Source organism: bacterium (genome assembly GCA_023382385.1).
Taxonomy (GTDB): domain Bacteria; phylum Electryoneota; class RPQS01; order RPQS01; family RPQS01; genus JABWCQ01.
On record JAHDVH010000001.1, the window covers coordinates 835643 to 855085 of the forward strand.

At 54.8% G+C, this 19443-nt stretch carries 14 protein-coding genes; 10 read left to right on the top strand and 4 right to left on the bottom strand.

Going from position 1 to position 19443, the window contains the following annotated elements; all coding sequences use genetic code 11:
- Position 1 precedes the first annotated feature (1 nt).
- Positions 2-490, bottom strand: a complete 489-nt coding sequence (flgC, locus tag KJZ99_03785) for a flagellar basal body rod protein FlgC (protein ID MCL4305008.1) — start codon at positions 488-490, stop codon at positions 2-4.
- Between the two features lie 415 nt (positions 491-905).
- Between flgC and KJZ99_03790 the strand changes: the two genes are divergently transcribed.
- From KJZ99_03790 to KJZ99_03805, 4 genes are all read left to right on the top strand, one after another.
- Positions 906-1832, top strand: coding sequence for an HlyD family efflux transporter periplasmic adaptor subunit (locus KJZ99_03790; protein MCL4305009.1), 927 nt, complete (start codon positions 906-908; stop codon positions 1830-1832).
- On the top strand, positions 1829-2764 hold the full coding sequence (locus KJZ99_03795; protein ID MCL4305010.1) for an ABC transporter ATP-binding protein: 936 nt from the start codon (positions 1829-1831) through the stop codon (positions 2762-2764). The genes KJZ99_03790 and KJZ99_03795 overlap by 4 nt, the downstream gene beginning before the upstream one ends.
- Complete coding sequence (locus tag KJZ99_03800; GenBank protein MCL4305011.1) at positions 2761-3903, top strand: ABC-2 transporter permease; 1143 nt, start codon at positions 2761-2763, stop codon at positions 3901-3903. The genes KJZ99_03795 and KJZ99_03800 overlap by 4 nt, the downstream gene beginning before the upstream one ends.
- Before the next feature lie 334 nt (positions 3904-4237).
- Entirely contained in the window at positions 4238-5965 is a 1728-nt protein-coding gene (locus tag KJZ99_03805; GenBank protein ID MCL4305012.1) for a hypothetical protein, read from the top strand.
- Between the two features lie 87 nt (positions 5966-6052).
- Here KJZ99_03805 and KJZ99_03810 read toward each other — a convergent pair whose 3' ends face one another.
- The 3 genes from KJZ99_03810 to KJZ99_03820 form a co-directional block, all read right to left on the bottom strand.
- Positions 6053-7708 carry a T9SS type A sorting domain-containing protein gene (locus KJZ99_03810; protein ID MCL4305013.1) on the bottom strand — a complete coding sequence of 552 codons (1656 nt, stop codon included), beginning with the start codon at positions 7706-7708 and terminating at the stop codon, positions 6053-6055.
- The gene (locus KJZ99_03815; GenBank protein ID MCL4305014.1) at positions 7699-8181 is read right to left on the bottom strand and encodes a hypothetical protein; all 483 of its coding nucleotides are present in this window, start codon (positions 8179-8181) and stop codon (positions 7699-7701) included. Before KJZ99_03815 ends, KJZ99_03810 begins: the two co-directional genes overlap by 10 nt.
- 417 nt (positions 8182-8598) lie before the next feature.
- Positions 8599-9978 carry a sigma-54 dependent transcriptional regulator gene (locus KJZ99_03820; protein MCL4305015.1) on the bottom strand — a complete coding sequence of 460 codons (1380 nt, stop codon included), beginning with the start codon at positions 9976-9978 and terminating at the stop codon, positions 8599-8601.
- A gap of 321 nt (positions 9979-10299) precedes the next feature.
- Here KJZ99_03820 and uvrA point away from each other — a divergent pair, with 321 nt between their 5' ends.
- The 6 genes from uvrA to KJZ99_03850 are packed head-to-tail and all read left to right on the top strand — an operon-like array spanning position 10300 to position 19369.
- A complete protein-coding gene (uvrA, locus tag KJZ99_03825) occupies positions 10300-13173 on the top strand; it encodes an excinuclease ABC subunit UvrA (GenBank protein ID MCL4305016.1) in 2874 nt (957 codons plus the stop codon).
- Positions 13170-15353: a M28 family peptidase gene (locus tag KJZ99_03830; protein ID MCL4305017.1), complete on the top strand. Its 2184-nt coding sequence runs from the start codon at positions 13170-13172 to the stop codon at positions 15351-15353. Before uvrA ends, KJZ99_03830 begins: the two co-directional genes overlap by 4 nt.
- A gap of 12 nt (positions 15354-15365) precedes the next feature.
- The gene (gene nadA / locus KJZ99_03835) at positions 15366-16397 is read left to right on the top strand and encodes a quinolinate synthase NadA (protein MCL4305018.1); all 1032 of its coding nucleotides are present in this window, start codon (positions 15366-15368) and stop codon (positions 16395-16397) included.
- Between the two features lie 18 nt (positions 16398-16415).
- A complete protein-coding gene (locus KJZ99_03840; protein MCL4305019.1) occupies positions 16416-17834 on the top strand; it encodes an aspartate ammonia-lyase in 1419 nt (472 codons plus the stop codon).
- Between the two features lie 4 nt (positions 17835-17838).
- Positions 17839-18564: a TSUP family transporter gene (locus tag KJZ99_03845; protein MCL4305020.1), complete on the top strand. Its 726-nt coding sequence runs from the start codon at positions 17839-17841 to the stop codon at positions 18562-18564.
- Positions 18565-18574: 10 nt separating this feature from the next.
- Entirely contained in the window at positions 18575-19369 is a 795-nt protein-coding gene (locus KJZ99_03850; protein MCL4305021.1) for a hypothetical protein, read from the top strand.
- Positions 19370-19443 lie beyond the last annotated feature (74 nt).

The following is a 19443-nucleotide window of genomic DNA, read 5'->3' on the forward strand; positions in this document are numbered from 1 at the left end:
ACTATAGCTCAAGTGCTTTCTTCATCATCGCTTTGGTCGCATTGAACGCCGTGACGTTTGCCTCGAATGCGCGCGATGCGCTGATCAGGTCGGTCATTTCCTGGACAAGATCCACGTTGGGCAGACGCACGACGCCGTTTTCGTCTGCGTCAGGATGATCGGGATCATGAACTTCGCGGAAGGCCGAGGGATCGCTTTGAATACTCGCTTTGACTCCGCCGCTTGAAGACAGAGACTTGCTTTCATCGCGGCCGAACATGTGATTGGCGTCTGTGCGTGCGAGCTTCTGATGGGTGCTTTGGGCCAAAGCGGATTCGAATTGCTGTTCTTCCGTCAACACAGTAGCTTTGCGCCGATAAGGTCCGCCGTCTGCTGTTCTTGTGGTCTCGATATTGGCGATATTCTCGGCTATGGTATTCATGCGCTTCCGTTGCGCGGTCATGCCGGAAACGCTCGAATTCATGCCCGAAAACAGAGGGTGTAGTTCCATCAGTATTTCCTTGAACTTTCTTGCCACCGGGACAATAAGCAGTTATCGTGCCGACCCAGTCAATACTTGAATTCTAAGCGGTCAAGTTTATTTAAGTAGATAATTATTAATTAGTTAAGAATCATTTGACTTGAGCTTTGGGACACCAGATCGTTACTCGACTTGGAACATCCGGCACCATTTTCCCAATCCCGAAGCTTGAGCTTGCCTGAGCATCTGTTATGAGATCAGGCTCACGAAAAGTTACAGAGCGATCATTTCGCTCGGCACCGTGAGATCTTCTCCGGGCGGAGACGCGTTTGCCTCTGAGCTGGAGGTTCACTAACTTGTGCTTGTCTGTCTTGCTCGGATTTAGTCTTATGAGGCGTCTATGCATTGCGACAAACTGCCGATGACACCGCGTGTGCTTACTCTCATGCTGACGGTTGTTCTGTTTCTTGGCTGCTCATCAAAGGACCGAAACGCATTTCAAGGGTATGTCGAAGGGGACTTTGTAGACGTTGCCACTTCACTATCGGGCCGCCTGGACTCTGTAGCAGTAAGCAAAGGTCAACAAATTGAGACAAGCGAACCACTTTTCTACCTTGACGCGGAGGCTGAATCTGCGGCCCTCCGGCAAGCACAAATGCAGGCGCAGGCCGCAGAATCCCAACTGCAGGACCTTCAGCAAGGTCGGCGTCCACAGGAAGTAGATGTCATCAAGGCGCAGCTTGAACAGGCAATGGCTAACGAGGAGTTGCTTACCTCGACTCTCCGGCGACAAGAAGCGGTCTTTAAGACTGGAGGTATCTCTGTGGAAGAGCTTGATGTGACTCGCGCCCAAGTCGAATTGGCATCGGCTCGCGTCCGCGAACTTCAAAGTCAGCTTAGAGTCGCCCGACTTCCCGCTCGCGAGGATCAAATCAAGGCACAACAGGCCCAAGTCGCAGCGGCAAATGCGGCGGTTGAGCAATCTGCTTGGAGATTGGGGCAGAAGGCTGTCAAAGCTCCAACCGATGGTTTGGTCTTCGATGTGCTTTACCAGACCGGTGAGTGGATTGCACCCGGTGCTCCAGTTGTTCGCCTACTCCCGCCCGGCAACAGCAAGATCCGCTTCTTCGTGCCGGAACCACTCGTCAGCTCCCTGAAAGTCGGCCAGTCCGTCCACGTGCGAGTGGATGGCCGCGATGCTGACGTGCCCGCAACGATCAGCTATATTTCCGTCGTCGCTGAATACACGCCCCCGATAATCTACAGCAATGAAAACAGGTCCAAACTTGTCTTTATGGCCGAAGCAGTACCCGTGAGACCACTGGAAACGGCTCTGAACATCGGGCAACCGGTAAGCGTCTTTGTCCCGTGAGCGGTGAACTTGCCATAGACGTGCGTGAGTTGACCAAGAGCTTCGGCCATAAGCGCGTGGTAAATAAAGTCTCGCTGCAGGTGAGGAAAGGGGAAATCTTAGGTTTTCTGGGACCGAATGGCAGCGGAAAGACGACAACCATCCGCATGATGTGTGGTCTACTCAGGCCAGATGCGGGCAGCGGAACATGCCTCGGCTTCGACATTCTAAAGCAAAGCTCGGAGATCAAGCGGAGAGTTGGATACATGACTCAAAGGTTCTCCTATTGGGAGGACCTAACTATCCGCGAAAACCTTGACTTCGTTGCGCGGATGTACAGTATGCCTGATCGAAGTCGGGCCGTCGATCAGGCACTCGACGATCTTGGGCTGAAGAACCACGCAGATCAACTTGCCGGATCCTTGTCAGGCGGATGGAAGCAACGGATCGCACTCGCGGCCTGCCTACTCCATGAACCCAGCCTGCTACTCCTCGATGAACCGACTGCCGGAGTCGATCCTGCCGCGCGCCGCGACTTCTGGGAGGAGCTTCACCAACTTGCACGACGCGGTATTTCGGTGCTCGTCAGCACTCACTACATGGATGAGGCGGAGCGTTGCCACAGGCTTGCATACATCTTCAACGGGAGTCTCCTTGCTGAAGGCACGGCCAATGAAGTCGTGTCGTCACAGAATCTGACAACTTGGGCGATCTACGGTCCGGACCTCGCCGTCCTCTCTGAAAAGCTCCAAGAATCCAAAGGAGTCGAGCAAACGGTGTTGTTTGGAAGAGCGCTTCATGTCAGTGGTTCCGATCCTCAATTACTCGAGCAGACTCTGCAAACTGTCGTCTCCGGGACAAGTTGGAAGCTGGAGAGCATAGAAACCGGACTTGAGGACGTCTTTATCTACTTGATGAAGACATCCGACGGAATGCGGGAGCTTGCACCATGAGCCTGTTGAATATTGCGGGCTTTTCCCGCTGGTGGAGCATGGTCGTTAAAGAGTTCATCCAGCTCAAACGCGATCGCTTGACCTTCGGAATGATAGTCATGATTCCGCTCGTCCAGCTGACTCTCTTCGGTTACGCTATCAATAGCGATCCCAAGCACATGCCGACCGCGCTGATAATTTCGGATCACAGCGAAATCACACGCACGCTCGTTTCTTCACTGAAACTCTCGGGATATTTTGACATAATCGGAACCATTTCCACGGAAGAAGAGGCTCGCCAAGCCCTTGCCCGTGGTGACATTCAGTTCGTCATTAATATTCCTGCCGGCTTCACCAAGAATCTTCTGCGCGGCGATCGCCCCGCTCTCCTGATTGAAGCTGACGCAACGGATCCCTCGGCTACCGCAATGGCGCTCGCAAATGTCGGACAGTTGACTGAGTCTGTCGCTCGCAAGGACTTCAACGGGCCATTGTCGTTCCTGAAGTCTCCTCCTCCCGCTTTTGATGTTCGCGTTCACCGCCTCTACAATCCCGAAGGCAATACTCACTTCAACATCGTTCCCGGTCTAATGGGCGTCATTCTGACAATGATGATGATCCTGATGACCGGTTTGGCAATTACACGTGAACGTGAACGAGGAACAATGGAGAATTTGCTGGCAATGCCCGTACGGCCCTTCGAAGTCATGGCGGGCAAGATTCTTCCCTATATCGCAATCGGTCTGATTCAATCGTCAATCATTCTGGTCGCCGCATTAGTGCTGTTTGGAGTTCCGTTCTTCGGGAACATTGTCACGTTGTATTTGATAACACTCTTGTTTGTGGCCGTGAATTTGATGGTCGGAATCACGCTGTCTTCAATCGCCCGCAGTCAGCTTCAGGCCATGCAGATGACGGTGTTCTACTTTCTCCCGAACATTCTGCTGTCCGGCTTCATGTTCCCATTTCGCGGAATGCCGCAGTGGGCGCAGTTTATCGGTAACCTTTTGCCGCTCACCTATTACAACAGACTGGTCAGAGGCGTCTTCTTGAAAGGCTCCTCTTTCCCAGACCTCTGGCCGAACATCTGGCCCTTAGCTCTCTTCGGCGTGCTCCTCATGACGGTCGCGGTCACCTTCTACCGCCGCACAATGGATTAGCTACGATTGCACGTGTTTCAAACTTATATGTGTAGTTTGCTTCACATTCTTCATAACAAAATTCGTTTGAAGCCATTCGATAGTCCTGACCCGCAGGTCGTTGGCAGTAAGTGCTAAAGTCACTCTCTTTTCCTGTGCACTCTGCTTGACAACTTGTCACCCCTCAATTATATTCCCTTAACATCACTTTCAACTTAGGCCGGCTGGTGTCGGCTGATTTGTAGAAAAGGCGAATCTCCGGTGCCGAACGCGGCATGTGGGAATTCGCCGTTCTCTTTTTGGTTTCTCTGAACGGTGTCTCTTCACAAGCCGGCCATGACAATCGGAGGCACACATGAAGAAGAGAAGTACCATTCTGTGGCTGGGATTTTTCGCTGTTGTCGTCGGCATTCTTACAGCATCGGAACCCGTTCGTCCGAGATTCGTTCCCCCCGACCGACTTGACTTTAGCTACGACAGCAGCTGGAGCGGCCGCGAGCTTGAGCCAGGCGAAGTGACAGTAATTCAGCAGGCCATCAACTCAATCAAGAATGCGCCGCCTGACTCCTTCCGCTATGTTGACGCGGGCGGCAATACTCTGGCAGTCTCCTGTTCAACTCTGGCAAAACTGCTGCAAGGCCAGCTCGACGCCGGCACAATGGAGGCCGAGACTATGAACGAGGATGCCGCCGGCGGTGAGTATTGGGACGAGATTAACATCCGCGACGATGTGTTGGACAACGCAGTTGAGAATGCGGACACGCGCTATCTTGAAGAGCTGCTCGTCCATGAAGCGACTCACAAGGGTCAACCCAATTCGCTCCCGGAAACCGATACTGAAATCCCCGCATACGCCGCCGAGCTTGCGTATAAGGACTCAATCGGACTCGATTCGACAGACGCCGACTATCGTTTCGTGCGCGACAAATTGAAGCGATATCGTCGAGTTCACGCTTACAACGAACTAAAGCGTCAGCTTGAATCGTGCTGGGTGACGCGCTGGGTTGTGCGCTATTTGCCGAAAGAGCCTCCCGAGAATTGGCAGCTCGCGGCCTTTCAATTAGGGGACACGGACGAGGTTCTCCACGACCTCGGACCGCTCGAAGTTACCGACATGCTGTCGTGGGAGAACTACTTCGGGAATGATGTCAGCCTCATCTTGCTGATGGGCGCGTCACGCAACGGCGGCACGCATCTCACCGGTTTCCAATTCCAGAACGGTCATGTCATCGGACCGTCGCCGTGGTGGCAGATGCTCTTTCCACCGGGCTTCTACTCGTTTGCCTACAGCAATCAGATGCACTGCTATTTCATCGTCGACACACTCAATCGTGTGATCCTGCGCGCGCCCGACATGAATGAAGACAAACTGCCTGACGGGCCGTTCTTCGTCTGGGCACACGCATGGCAGTTTCCTCAACTTGAAGGAATGCTCAGCGTTTTGCCCACTGCGCACCCACAGCACGGCTACGGCCTCCTCGTGAATGACTTTGATGCACACTACTCAAGGTGGATTCCGGCCTACGATGTCTTGCCGTTTCTTGTGGATGTGGACGGCGCTGAAGGCGCGGATATTGCTTTCCCCTGTGCACGTTACGAGTTCGTGAACATCAAGCCGCGTATTGTCGAACCTTGGCCATGGGCTGGAGAGAATTTCTGTACGGTCTTTGGAACTTGGCAACATCCGATCGAGGTCTGGCGTACCGATCCCACCGGCGAAATCATGCAACAGCCGCTGGGTGTCGCCTTCCTCAATAATAACATCGTTACGGAGTGTCCGCTGATCGAACCGCTGCTTCCGGGTGATCACATTCTCGCTTTCGATCCTGTCAGCCAAAAACGCTTGAAACTTCCCTATGAAGTTCAGGATCCAACTCCGCGCAACTTGACGATTCACTACACCGGAGACGGCATGTTCAGGCTGGATTGGCAGGATGTCGAGGGTGCCGGAGCCTATCGGATCGAATTCTCCACGGACGGTGTCTTCTGGGAGGATCCGGGCCTCATCACCCCTGTGAGCGAATTCATGATTCCTCTGCTCCACTCGGACCTCATGATGTTCCGCGTTATCGCTCTCCGATAGTTCTTCTCCTTCGAAACGAATGAAGGGCAGCCAATGGCTGCCCTTCATTCTGTATCACGCGCCGTTGCTCCTACGGCAAGGAATCTTCTACTTCAGCAGCAGCATTTTAGCTGTTGCGAGCGCTTTGCCTTCCGAACTGAGCTGCGCAAAATAGACTCCGCTGGCTAACTGGTCTGCACCGAAACTCACGTCGCTTCTCCCCTCTATCCTTCCCTCAAAAACCCGTGCCACCTCTCGCCCCGTGACGTCATACAGCCTCACCGAATACACCGCCGCACGCGAAACCGCTATTGACAACGTCACCGTTGCGTTAAACGGATTCGGATAGACAGAGAGTGTATAGCTTATCGGCAGAATTCCTGGGAACTCCCTCGCGACTTCGCTAGTATCACCTCCGCCCCCGCCCGACGTATCCGGATTTTCAGTCAAATACGGAAAGAACAGAATCCCGTCACCCACTGCTGCACCTTGACCGCTCGGATTAAACTGCGCGTGAAAAGGCCCACTCTCATGTCCCCACCAATTCTCCCGCGCATCCACCAGACTGACGCCGAGCTGCGAACGCAGAATACCGGTTGTGGCCCGATTTATCGAATTATCCCTGAAGTAAACCGTGTCATGCTGACCGCGCTCCAGGAAAAACATTTGCGGTCTGTTCACGTCCACGCCTTCGCCGAACACAGTATTCCGGACAACGCAGGATGCTTCTATGGACAGCCCCGATGCCCAACCCAATATGCTCCGAGTGGAGTCAATCCGGTTGCTGTCCAATAGCGCAAGAAATCCCTGCACCGAGTCGCTGCAGCGCAATGTCATCATTTCTCCACCCTGCTGACCTCCTCCCACCCACGACCCGCAACGGACAAAACGATTATTCAAGACATTGTATGCGCAGGACGACTCCTTGGGGCGATGCGCGCACGAATCGGCAATCTGCAGGACAGGTCCGAAGCCAACCACAATATCCTCAAAGACGCAGTCACGTATCCGTGAATTGCATCTTGGACGCACGGAAACAGCACTCACGGACAACGTGTCAAGTCCCACAAAATGGCACGACTCAATGATCAGACTGTCCCCGAGGCCCGTCAACATCCGCCCCGTGCCGTGATGAGTAAACAGACAGTCTCTGATGTAGCCGCCTTGTCCTGCCGTGACCAAACCCCCGCTCGCGCCATCGAACCACGTGCTGTCGGCGAAGAGTTTCCCCCTCCAGAGTCCTGTGTAAACGGCGCCAACGCAACCGATGAATCGGCAGTGCTTTACCGTGATACGTTCCGCACGCGATACACCGCTGACAACTGAGTCAAACACGCAGCGTTCGAATGAGATTTCTCGCACGGACGTGTCGCCCGCAATTCCTCCGGAAACGGATTGCGGCCTGCCGTTCGTCATGCCGCTCCGATTGCGGAAAACCAAATCTTGAAATGTGGCCGCACCGCCGGTCAGGCTCATGATTCGCAGCGTGTCCGAGCCAGGCAAATCTGTCGGGTCAATGACCGAAAACTCCGTCGCCTGTGAATCCAGCCGCGCGCTGCCTCGCATCATAAACATAAGCGGCGGGGCAACTAATGACTCCACGTAGATGCCGGGCGAGAGCACAATTGTATCCCCATTCTGCAACGACTGTAGCGCTACGGCAATGGTCCCGTATTCTTCCGGCACTCGCAGCTCTCTGGCTGCTACCCAGTGCGTGCTCCACAACACCAGCAGCGTGATCCCTATTCGACGCGCTACGGACATGCTGTCGTGCTGGGTTGATGAGTCAGCCAACCGACCGCCTTGCACAGTGAGTCGCAGTCCGCACAAGACGACTCGAAATCGCATGGCCGCTTGCAGACATGCAGTCGGTAGTCATAGCCCGCCTCCAGTCCGATTGAAACACTACCAGCGCAGTGCTGAACCGGGCAGCCTGACTCGGCGAAGTAAATGAACGTTCCGCTGATGACCTTCTCCAATAGTACACAAGCCGAGCAGTTGCACGCGTCGCTGCAGCTTGCAACCTTGGCACCTAACTCATAGGTTCCCGTGCACGGAACCTGAAAGACTGTGGAAACCGCGCAGTCGGAGATCGAGTGGTCACAATCTTGGTACTCTCCGTGGCAGGTCTGATCCGAGGCGCTGACGCAAATAGTACACTGCGCAATTCCGTTCGCACCTTGCAGAAACAAAACTGCCGCGGCTGTCAGCATCGCGGCATGTAGAAGTTTCTTCATCGCTCCTCCCTGCAATTCAAACTCTGTTGCGTCTGAAATCACCGCAACCAAAATCTATCTTAAAATACAAAAGCAGACATATCCTGTCAATAGTTGAGGTTGGTTTTCAGAAACTGCATAACAGTTTGTTTTCCTAAGCAAGAACTCCCCTACTACCACAAGTCGTCATCCTAAGGCCGGCGCGGCTGAAGGATTCCTCTTTTCCCCAAGTTTACCCACTAACCTCAATTTGCCCAAATGTTTACAACATTTTTACAAAAACCACTTGACTTTTCGTAAATATTGTATTATATTAACACCATAAGTTCAGCATGTTCCCTCTCCCGTTGTGGGCGTCCATGCCTGCAACCTCAGACCGCACAAGAAAAACGGCGACCCGTCGCCGAGCCGCCGCCTAACATAGCAAACAACTGTTGCCTAATCCACCGCTATTCCCTCTTCGCGATACTCCCGCAGCTTGTTGCGCAGCGTGCGAATCGAGATACCCAGAGATTCGGCCGTCTTCGTGCGATTGTTATCGTTCAGTCTGAGCGTCCGGAAAATCGCGGCCTTCTCAATCTCCGCCAGCGTCGCACTGGTCTGTGCGTCCAGCGTAAACATCGTTTCAGTGCGCGGCGAGGACTCAATCCCATCCAGATAGAGATGCTTCGAGCGGATATGACTGTCGTCGCACATGATGACAGCGCGCTCCATCTTATGTTGAAGCTCACGCACGTTGCCCGGCCAGTCGTATGTGATCAATTGCTCGATGGCCTGCTCGTCAATCCCCTGAATGTCCTTCACATATTCATTCGCGTAGTGTCCGACAAAGTGACTCGCCAGCACCGGAATATCTTCACGGCGGTCGCGCAGCGGACTGACGCGAATCGGACAGACGTTTAACCGGTGATAGAGGTCCTCGCGAAAGTCCCCGTCCTGAATCGCCTTCTTCAAGTCGCGGTTGGTCGTTGCCACAATCCGTACGTCTATCTTGATTGTCTCCCGTCCTCCGAGCTTTTCGAATTCACGCTCCTGTAACACGCGCAGCAGTTTGGCCTGCATCGTCGGTGACATTTCGCTCACTTCGTCGAGTAGCAGCGTGCCTCCGTTGGCCAGCGCGAACCTGCCTTCAACTGTCTTGATAGCCCCGGTGAACGCACCCTTCTCGTGACCGAACAACTCGGATTCCATCAATGTCTCGGGCATGGCCGCGCAATTGACTTTGATAAATGGACCGCTGCGTCGCGGGCTGTTCTCGTGCATCGCCCGCGCAATCAACTCTTTGCCCGTTCCGGATTCACCCTGAATCAACACGGTGGCCTTGGTCGGACAGATCATCTGTAATTGTTCGAGGACTTCCAGCATCTTCGTGGATTGTCCTACAATATTGTCAAACTGAAACTTCGCCCCGAGCTCCCGCCTAAGATTGTAATTATCCAACTTGAGCTTACGCGCTTCAAATGCCTTTTGAATACGCAAGAAGAGAGTTTCCTGAGGAAACGGCTTCTCAAGGAAGTCAATCGCTCCGTCTTTGAGCGCTGCGACGGCTTCCGGAACGCTGCCGTATTGCGTCATGATCACCACGTCAATACTCGGGAAGCGTTCTTTCACAGTCCTTAAGAGCTGCAGACCTGACATCTTGGGCATCCGGACGTCGGTCACAATAACGTCGAAAGTTTGTCCCTCTTCCAGCAAACTAAGTGCGGATTGACCGTCTTCACAGGCCTCAACGGCATAGTTTCGTCGCTTCAAGGTCTGGCAGAGCCAGTCGCGAAAGTGCTGTTCGTCATCGACAACCAGGATCCGATTCTTGGCCATTCTCAAGTGCTCCTCTGGGGCGATTTTCCGAGACTAATGGGTCGAAATTATTGAATTTGCGTGGGTCATCAAGAGTTATCCACACATATATCATTTATCATATCCTATAGCAGGTATAGTTGCAACGTTCTGCAAAGTCAAACGTTACTATTGGAAATGCCATAGGGTGCCGCAATATAGTGAAGTGAATTTGAATTGTCAAGCAGAAATTGCCGGGGGAAAGTGTTGCCGAACTCAGATGAGTTCTGCCTACCTGTCTTGATTATCGGCTGTTTTTTCGGTACATTGAATATCTACATTAAGATACGGATTTACAGATAGATGGAATCGCCGTTCGTGCGGGTTTCCGGGGCTAGGGAGCATAACCTTCAGGACATCTCCCTAGAGTTGCCTCGCAACCGATTGATTGTCATTACTGGCATTTCAGGCTCCGGGAAGTCCTCTCTGGCGTTTGATACGCTATATGCGGAGGGTCAGCGACGATACGTCGAATCGCTCTCTGCCTATGCCCGCCAATTTCTCGGGCTGATGGAAAAGCCGGACGTGGATGCCATCGAAGGACTCTCTCCTGCCATTTCCATTCAGCAAAAATCAGGAATCCGCAATCCTCGTTCGACAGTAGCGACGGTCACCGAGATTTACGACTACTTGAGACTGCTCTATGCCCGCATCGGTAAACCGCACTGCCCAAGCTGCGGCAAACCGATTCAGCGGCAGACGGCGCAGGAGATAGTAGATGCACTCCTGCAGCTTCCCGAAGGCGCGAAAATCCAACTGCTCGCACCGATTGTCAGCGGGCGCAAGGGCGAATATCGGGAGATTTTTGAGAACATTCAGCGCGACGGGTTTGTGCGCGTGCGCGTGGACGGAGAGACCCGCTCGCTGGATGAGAAAATCGACCTCGACAAAAAGCGGCGTCACACGATTGAAGTGGTCGTAGATCGACTGGTCATCAAAGACGGTTTGCGTGCGCGGCTGACCGATTCGGTGGAAACGACACTTCGGCTCTCCAGTGGCCTGCTGGTCGCAACCATCGAGGGCAGGAAAGAGCGAATCTTCAGCGAACGCTTCGCCTGTCCTGACTGCAATATCTCGATTCAGGAAATCGAGCCTCGACTCTTCAGTTTCAACAGTCCGTTCGGTGCGTGTGAACGCTGCACGGGCTTGGGATTTAAGATGGAAATCGATCCCGAGCGCGTGGTGCCGAACGACGAGCTTTCGATCGAAGACGGAGCGATTACGAGCCTCGCCGGCGGTGTAGACGGCTGGATGGGAAACATGCTGGACGCCGTTACCCGTAAGTTCAAGATAAGTCTCACGACCCCGTGGAAGAAGCTGAAGCAGGAGCACAAGCAAATCATTCTCTACGGGTCGGGCAAGCGTGAAGTCGAGTTCGTATGGGAAGGACAGAAGTCTCGCTTTGAGACGACGGGCAAATGGGAAGGCATCATTCCCAACCTGATGCGCCGCTATTCGCAGACGTCGTCGCAGCAGGTGCGCGAGTGGATTGAAGACTTCATGGGGAATATTCCCTGCCCTGCCTGCAACGGTGCGCGACTGAAGCCTGAAGCGCTCTCTGTCCTGGTCAATGGCCGGAACATTCACGAGGTATGCGACGACTCCATAGGCCACGCGCACGACTTCTTCAGCACATTGAATTTGAATGAGCGCGATACGATGATTGCGCGCCAGATTCTCAAGGAAGTGCGCGAACGCCTGACTTTCCTGCTCGACGTCGGCTTGGACTATCTGACCTTAAACCGTGCTGCGGGCAGCCTGTCCGGCGGGGAAGCGCAGCGGATTCGCTTGGCCACGCAGATCGGCTCGCAGTTGACCGGAGTGATGTACATTCTCGATGAGCCTTCGATCGGGCTACATCAGCGCGACAATGACAGACTGATTGCAACTCTGAAGCGACTGCGCGACATCGGCAACACGGTCATCGTCGTGGAACATGACCGCGACACGATCGAAGCCGCCGATCACGTTGTGGATCTCGGACCCGGCGCAGGACGCCACGGAGGAAAGATCGTCGCTGAAGGAACTCCCGCAGAAGTCGCCGCCGTTCCTCACTCGCTGACAGGCAGATTCCTAAGCGGCACGGACCGGATTGAGTTGCCGGCAAGTCGCCGGGAAGGTATTGGTAAGAGTCTTGGACTAAAGCGTGCGCGCGGCAACAACCTGAAGGAAGTGACGGTCGAGTTTCCACTCGGGACCTTTATTGCCGTGACCGGAGTTTCAGGATCAGGCAAGTCTTCATTGATCAACGAAACCCTCTACCGCGCGCTCGCACAGAAATTCTACAGTGCGAAGGATCCGCCGCTGCCCTACGGCCAGATCACGGGCTTGCAGCACATCGACAAGGTGATCGATATCGATCAGTCGCCGATCGGCAGGACGCCGCGCTCGAATCCCGCGACATACACCGGTTTGTTCACGATGATCCGCGACCTCTTCAGTCAACTGCCTGAAGCCAAGATTCGCGGCTACAAGCCGGGCCGTTTTTCGTTCAATGTAAAGGGCGGCCGCTGTGAGAATTGCCAGGGCGACGGAATCATCAAAATTGAAATGCACTTCCTTCCCGACGTGTATGTCCCCTGCGAAGTTTGCCACGGCAAGCGCTACAATCGCGAGACGCTGGAGGTTCGCTGGAAAGGCAAGTCCATTGCTGACGTGCTGGACATGAATGTGTCCGACGCTCGCGAGTTTTTTGAATCGATGCCGCCGATTGCGCGCAAACTGAAGACTCTCGAAGAAGTCGGACTGGGGTACATTCATTTGGGACAACAGGCGACGACGCTCTCCGGCGGCGAGGCCCAGCGCGTAAAGCTGGCGACAGAGCTCTCGCGCGTCGCGACTGGTAGAACACTTTACATTCTCGACGAGCCTACAACGGGATTGCATTTTCACGACATCAAACTATTGCTCAAAGTGCTGCATACACTTGTGGATCGTGGCAACACGGTTTTGGTCATCGAGCACAATCTCGACGTGATCAAGACCGCGGATTGGCTGATTGATCTGGGACCGGAAGGCGGCGAGCGGGGCGGTGAAGTTCTGGTCGCCGGAACACCCGAGCAAGTCGCGCGCTTCAAGGGAAGTCACACCGGCCGTTATCTCAAAGTGGAACTTGAAGCGAATCGCAATGCGGCGTCCGCTGCGCGGCGCAATAATCGCGCGGAGGTCAGCGCTTGATCGCCTTTCGACTGCTCTTGCTGTTTATGCTGGTTTCACATGCGTGGGCGTTCGACGCCCAGCGCGCATACGATCTGGCCAACGTGTTGGGAAGCGATCGCTTTGAAGGAAGGCGTTCCGGTCACGCCGGAGGAACGAGAGCCGAAGATTTCATTGCGGACTACTGCGCACGAATCGGACTGACTCCGGCGGGACGCAGCGGCTTCTTTCAGGAAGTTCCGATGCTGGTCACGGAAGAGCAGGCCGTATCGCTGTCAATTTCCGGATCCGAGCTTGGCAAGATTTCCTTTGTACAGGGGCTCGACTTCACACTGAACACGCACAGCGGCTCGGGTGTCTTCACGCGCGAGATCGTGGTCGTGGGTCACGGCATCGTCTCACCGGACAAAGGACGCGACGACTTCGGCGATCTCAATGTGCGAGACAAAGTCGTGGTCATTGTGCGCGGCGAGCCTAAAAGTGCTTATAGCTTTGATGATGAGAACACGCGCTCGCACACGTTGAAGAACGCGCAGGATCGCGGAGCCGCCGCAGTCTTCTGGTATTCGGAACCGATCCCGCATAACGGCGCGGCGATTCCCCAGCGACTGTACAAACCGGACCTTCCACTCTACTACATTGGCGATCGTGTAATGCAGGTCATTCTGGAAGGCACGGGCTATTCGCTGCGCACGTATCAGGATGAGATCAAGAAGGCTCCGCTCCCGCTAATCACCGGCAAACAGGCGAATGTCAGCGTCCGCGTAAGACAAAATTCCGCGAAGGCGGGCCGCAATGTCATCGGAGCGGTTTACGGCAGCGATGCGGTTTTGCGGAACGAAATCATCGTTGTTGGAGCGCACCTCGATCACTGCGGAAAGAATGCCAACGGAATCATCTATAATGGCGCAGGCGACAACGCATCCGGCAGCGCTCTGATTGCCGAACTTGCTAGCACAATCGTCAACGGCCCTCAGCTCAAACGCAGCGTGCTGTTTGTTTGGTTCACTGGCGAAGAGGACGGTCTAATCGGCAGCACCTATTTTGCGGAGTCTCCGACCGTGCCGTTCGGGAATATCGTCGCGATGTTGAATTTCGACATGGTGGGTCAAGGGGACGGCGGAGCGTCGATTGTCGGACTCGAGTTGCTCGGCACGGTGGGGAAACGGTACGCGGACTCGCTTAAGCATTCGGACAAGCCTCCGAGATTGCGCACCGCAAGCGGGAACAGCAGCAGCGATCACGCGCCATTCGTCGAGAACGGTGCGCCTGGCATTTCATTCTACTCATCCGGTTCGCATCCGTTTTACCACCACTTCACGGATGACGGCAAGTGGCTGAATGTGGAGTCTTTTCACGCGGTCGGAACACAGGCCGAAGCGTTGATTCGATTTCTGGCTTCGCAAGGCGGCACTCTGGCATCCCGTTCCGACACAGCCCGCGTGCTGGCGCGACATGCGACAACGATTGATGTTGACGGCTTTTTCGTCGATCGAACGGGAACCGTGCGTCGATCCGAAGTCACCCAAGTCGCCTGGCTGTCGCACGATACACGAACACCGCTGCAGGAGTTGGTTGAAAGCTGTGCTCACTTGCACGCCTACTGCAAGGCGCACGAGATTGTGTGTTCGGATCTGCAGACTGCGATCGCTTCGCGGCGGAACCTTAAGCAATCGATCGCGATTGCGATACCCGAAATGGGATTGACGTTTCGTACTGTGTCGGATCTGATCGCGCTGACGAAGATGGGTTTATCGCTCGTCAACTTGACGCCGGGCGAAAGCGGCCCGAAGAACCGACTTAGCGACGAGCAATTTGAAGTACTGAAAGACGCAGGCGTCTACGCGCTGATTCCGCTGGATTTCAACACGGCAACACGCGTGAAGCGGTGGGAAACGCATTCCATAGTCACCAGCACGCTGGCACAATTTGCACAGTCTCCTGAGAATCTTCGCGAGCCATTGTTGACGAGCGATGCTCTCGTACTCTTGGACATCGACTCTGCTCCGACGGAGGAGCAATTGGAGACCATTCGATCGGGCCGTCAGCGATTCGTGCATCTGAACTTCGGCGAGTCCTACGACGACTTGCGGGAAGGCGATCAGCGCGCCGCTATTCGACGCCTGCTGTCCGCTGGATATTCCCACGACGATATTCTAAACTTGACGGGACGGAACTTACGCCGGTTTCTTGAGCAGTGATGCCGCAATACCATGAGCACGCTTTACAACAAACTAAGAGTCCTTGATCCCGAGTATTACACTCCGGCTCGAGTAATATCTCTCGAAGAGTCCATCGAGCGCATTCGTGAATTGAAGAGAAAACGGAACGCGGTGGTATTGGCTCACAACTATCAGCGGCCGGAAATTTTTGAGGTGGCAGACTATACGGGGGATTCGCTCGGGTTGTCGCTCAAGGCCGCGGACGTGAAAGACGCGGACATTATCGTATTCTGCGGCGTGCACTTCATGGCGGAAACCGCCAAAATCGTCAATCCGTCAACGACCGTATTGCTGCCGAATCTGGCGGCGGGCTGCTCATTAGCAGATACGGCAACGGGACCGGATGTCGCGGCACGCGCGGCAGAGTTGCGCAAGAGCTATCCCGATCTCAAAGTTGTTACCTACGTGAACACGACGGCTGAAGTAAAAGCGGAGTCGGATGCCTGCTGCACAAGTTCGAACGCGGTCTCCGTGGTGCGAGCGATGGAGAGTGAGCACATTTTATTCGTGCCGGACCAGAATCTGGCGCGGCACGTCGCCCTGCACGTTCCGGACAAGACGGTCATCGCATGGGACGGATACTGCTACGTCCATCATCAAATCACACCCGAAACTGTTCTCTCGATGCGCGCGCAAATCCCCGGCATCAAGATACTCGTGCATCCCGAGTGCCGTGACGACGTCATCGCACTGGCTGACGCGGCCTTGTCCACCACGGGAATGGTGGAATACGCGCAGCAAAGCGACGCTCACGACTTTCTGGCAGTCACTGAGTGCGGCCTCTCTGACATGCTGCAGCTGAATGTTCCGGACAAGAACTTCTTTCGTGCCTGCAAGATCTGCCGCTTCATGAAAGCCATCTCGCTTGACGACGTGGAGCAAGCGCTTACAAACATGCAGTTTGTCATTGAGGTGGACGAACCCGTTCGTTCGCGTGCTCGTCGCGCTATCGAACGGATGTTCGAATTGACTGGATCACAACGCGATAATCTGGCCTTGCCGAATGGCGTGGCAAATGAATAACTTAATCATCTTCCTATTATGAGTAACGAGTTTCGTATTGAAAAGGACTCCCTCGGCGAACTGAAGGTTCCCGCCGACGCTTACTACGGCGTGCAGGCCGCACGTGCCGTGGCAAATTTCCCGATTTCCGGTTTGCGGCCGCATCCGATATTTGTCCGGGCGTATGTCCTCATCAAGCGATCCGCGGCGGTTGTACACCGCGACCTGCACCTGCTTTCGGCGGAGCAGGCCGATGCGATCATTCGAGCCGCCGATGAAATGCTGGAAGGAAAACTTGCGGACCAGATTGTGGTGGACGTGTATCAGGCCGGTGCGGGAACATCCACCAACATGAATGTGAACGAAGTCATTGCCAATCGGGCGGCCGAATTGCTTGGTTTGCCGCGCGGCAATTACAGCAAGGTGCATCCGAACGACCATGTGAATATGGCGCAATCCACGAACGACACGTATCCCGCGGCGATTCGCATTGGACTGTGCTTGAAGACACCCGATCTCCTGAAGTCAGTCGATCTGGCCATCGCATCGCTCGAGCGGAAAGCGAAAGAGTTTGACGACGTCATCAAGAGTGCCCGCACGCACCTGCAGGACGCGGTTCCCATTCGCTTGGGGCAGGAGTTTGGCGGATATGCTTCCATCATGAAGCGCTGCCGTGCCCGGCTGGTGGACGCAGAGCATGGTCTTCGTCAACTGAATCTCGGTGCCACTGCTGCAGGCACCGGTATGAACGCGCATCCCGAATACAGGACGCGCGTGGCCAAGGAGATTTCCGCGCGCACAGGGATCTCATTTTCCGCCGCTGAAAACCTCATTGAAGTCACGCAAAGCCTTGGTGACTTCCTGCACTTCTCTTCAGCGCTTCGATTGTTGGCGCTGGAACTTGGCAAGATCGTTTCGGATCTCCGTTATTTGAGCAGCGGCCCCCGCACGGGATTGCAGGAGATCTATCTGCCGGCCGTGCAGCCCGGGTCATCCATTATGCCGGGCAAAGTCAATCCTTCGATGGCGGAGATGATGAATCAGGTGTGCTATCAGGTTGTCGGGTTCGATCAGACGGTCGCCTACTGCGCTCAGGCTGGTCAGATGGACCTGAATGTCATGATGCCGGTAGTGAATTACAATTTGCAGCAGGCACTGCACATACTGTCGACCTCGATTGAAGTGTTCACTCAGCGTTGTTTGGACGGCATCACGGTTGATCGTGAGCGCTGCCGGATGTATTTTGAGTCATCCGTTGGTATGGCCACGATCATGAATACCTACATCGGATATTCGAAAGCGGCAGAACTGGCCAAGGAGTCTGTCAAAACCGGCAAGTCCATCGTCGATCTGATTCGCGAGCACAAATTGCTCACGGACGAACAGCTCAAGTCCATTTTGGACCCGATGAAACTGACGGAACCTGATCTACAGACGGCCGGAGCCGGCGGCGGTTGATCGATTGCCCGTTAGCGATTATCTGATACTCGCTGGAGGCGCGCTGCTTGCGGCGACCGTCTCCGGTGTGGCCGGCGTCGGCGGCGGCATGGTCTACCTTCCCATCCTGAGTGAAGTAGTTGGACTTCGACTTGCCGTTCCTTATCTGTCATTCTTGCTGCTGGCGGGGAATTTCTCGCGCGCGTATTTCGCATGGAAGGGAATTGATTGGAGAGTGCTGCGGGCATTCCTGCTCACGGCCGTTCCCGGCGCGGCGCTCGGAGCGTTGGGCTACGCCTTTTTGCCCGCAAGCTGGATAGCAAAACTTCTCGGCGCGTATCTTCTCATTTATGTCACGTTGAATTTCCTGCGCGTGCAGTGGCCAAAGCGGGCTTCGTTGCAGTCCATTTCCGTGATCGGGATTCCGGCCGGAGTGTCGAGTGGAGTGGTCGGCGGGGCAGGATTGATTATCGCACCCTATTTTCTGCGTTACGGCCTGATCAAAGAGAGTTTTCTTGGCACGGAAGCACTGGCCGCGGCAGGAACTCACGTTGCCAAGTTGGCGGTCTGGGGCGGGATGTCCGTCTTGACTATGAAGGATGTCTTGCTGCTGCTGCCATTGACCGTGTTGATGGTCGCGGGATCGTATTTCGGCAAGATTCTCGTCTCGCGGATGCGCGCCAGACTGTTCAAGGGAATGTTATTGCTGGTGCTTGCCGCAGTGGGAATTCGCTTTCTATTCTTTTTCTGAGAAACTGCACATGAAACTCACAGCACTTTTCACGATGACGCTACTCTTCACGGGTGTAGTGTTACACGCCCGCACGATTGGCGACATCGAAACACCGCCCGGTTATGAGCGGATCGGAAAGGTTGCTGGGGCATTCGCCGAGACGTTGCGGGAAACCCCGATTAGTGCTCCGGGAGAGTTCCGAGCCGGTGACGGAGTTACGGTTCATTGTGACGAGGATGTCATCGCGAAAACGAGCATCGCCCCATACGACAATGCTCGCGACGTCGGCGTGGACGGTATCGTGCGATTGTGGGGCGACTATCTTTGGAATCACGGACGACGCGGCGACATTGCGTTTCCGCTCGATAACGGTCAGGCGGCACGCTGGAAGGACTGGCTCGACGGACTTCGGCCCAAGAAAAGCGGCGGCCGCTATGTTTTCGTTCAGCAGACTACACCGGACGGCAGCCGCTCCAATTTTGACCACTACCTGAGTTTTGTGGCGGAAGAGATGGGTGCAATCGCCCTGCGGCGCGAAACTCAGGCTATCGTGGACGACTCCATCGCCATTGGCGATCTGATCGTCGCTCTGCGAAACGAAAAGGAAAGTTGGGTAGGTATCGTGCTTGATTTGTGCCGGAATCAGAAGGGCGAACGGCTACTGTTATTAGGAACATCAGGAACACCGAGCACGGTACTGTATCTCCCCCGTCCCTTCTCGCCAGTTCAGGGCGTCGGGGACTGGCATACGCTCGACGGTGCGAAGTATGCGATCGGCGCAGGTTCGAAAGCGGAACTGCGGAGAATTCGATTGAAGTTGTGAGCCATCGGAAGCTTCATTGCGAAGCGGGCGATGAATCACTTCATCGCCCGCTTACTTTTTGCCAAGTGTCAGAT

Bases quoted from the DNA above. Each gene is read 5' to 3' on its own strand.
- flgC (MCL4305008.1), bottom strand. From the start codon at position 490: ATGGAACTACACCCTCTGTTTTCGGGCATGAATTCGAGCGTTTCCGGC.
- KJZ99_03790 (MCL4305009.1), top strand. From the start codon at position 906: ATGCTGACGGTTGTTCTGTTTCTTGGCTGCTCATCAAAGGACCGAAAC.
- KJZ99_03800 (MCL4305011.1), top strand. From the start codon at position 2,761: ATGAGCCTGTTGAATATTGCGGGCTTTTCCCGCTGGTGGAGCATGGTC.
- KJZ99_03805 (MCL4305012.1), top strand. From the start codon at position 4,238: ATGAAGAAGAGAAGTACCATTCTGTGGCTGGGATTTTTCGCTGTTGTC.
- KJZ99_03810 (MCL4305013.1), bottom strand. From the start codon at position 7,708: ATGTCCGTAGCGCGTCGAATAGGGATCACGCTGCTGGTGTTGTGGAGC.
- KJZ99_03815 (MCL4305014.1), bottom strand. From the start codon at position 8,181: ATGAAGAAACTTCTACATGCCGCGATGCTGACAGCCGCGGCAGTTTTG.
- KJZ99_03820 (MCL4305015.1), bottom strand. From the start codon at position 9,978: ATGGCCAAGAATCGGATCCTGGTTGTCGATGACGAACAGCACTTTCGC.
- uvrA (MCL4305016.1), top strand. From the start codon at position 10,300: ATGGAATCGCCGTTCGTGCGGGTTTCCGGGGCTAGGGAGCATAACCTT.
- nadA (MCL4305018.1), top strand. From the start codon at position 15,366: ATGAGCACGCTTTACAACAAACTAAGAGTCCTTGATCCCGAGTATTAC.
- KJZ99_03840 (MCL4305019.1), top strand. From the start codon at position 16,416: ATGAGTAACGAGTTTCGTATTGAAAAGGACTCCCTCGGCGAACTGAAG.
- KJZ99_03850 (MCL4305021.1), top strand. From the start codon at position 18,575: ATGAAACTCACAGCACTTTTCACGATGACGCTACTCTTCACGGGTGTA.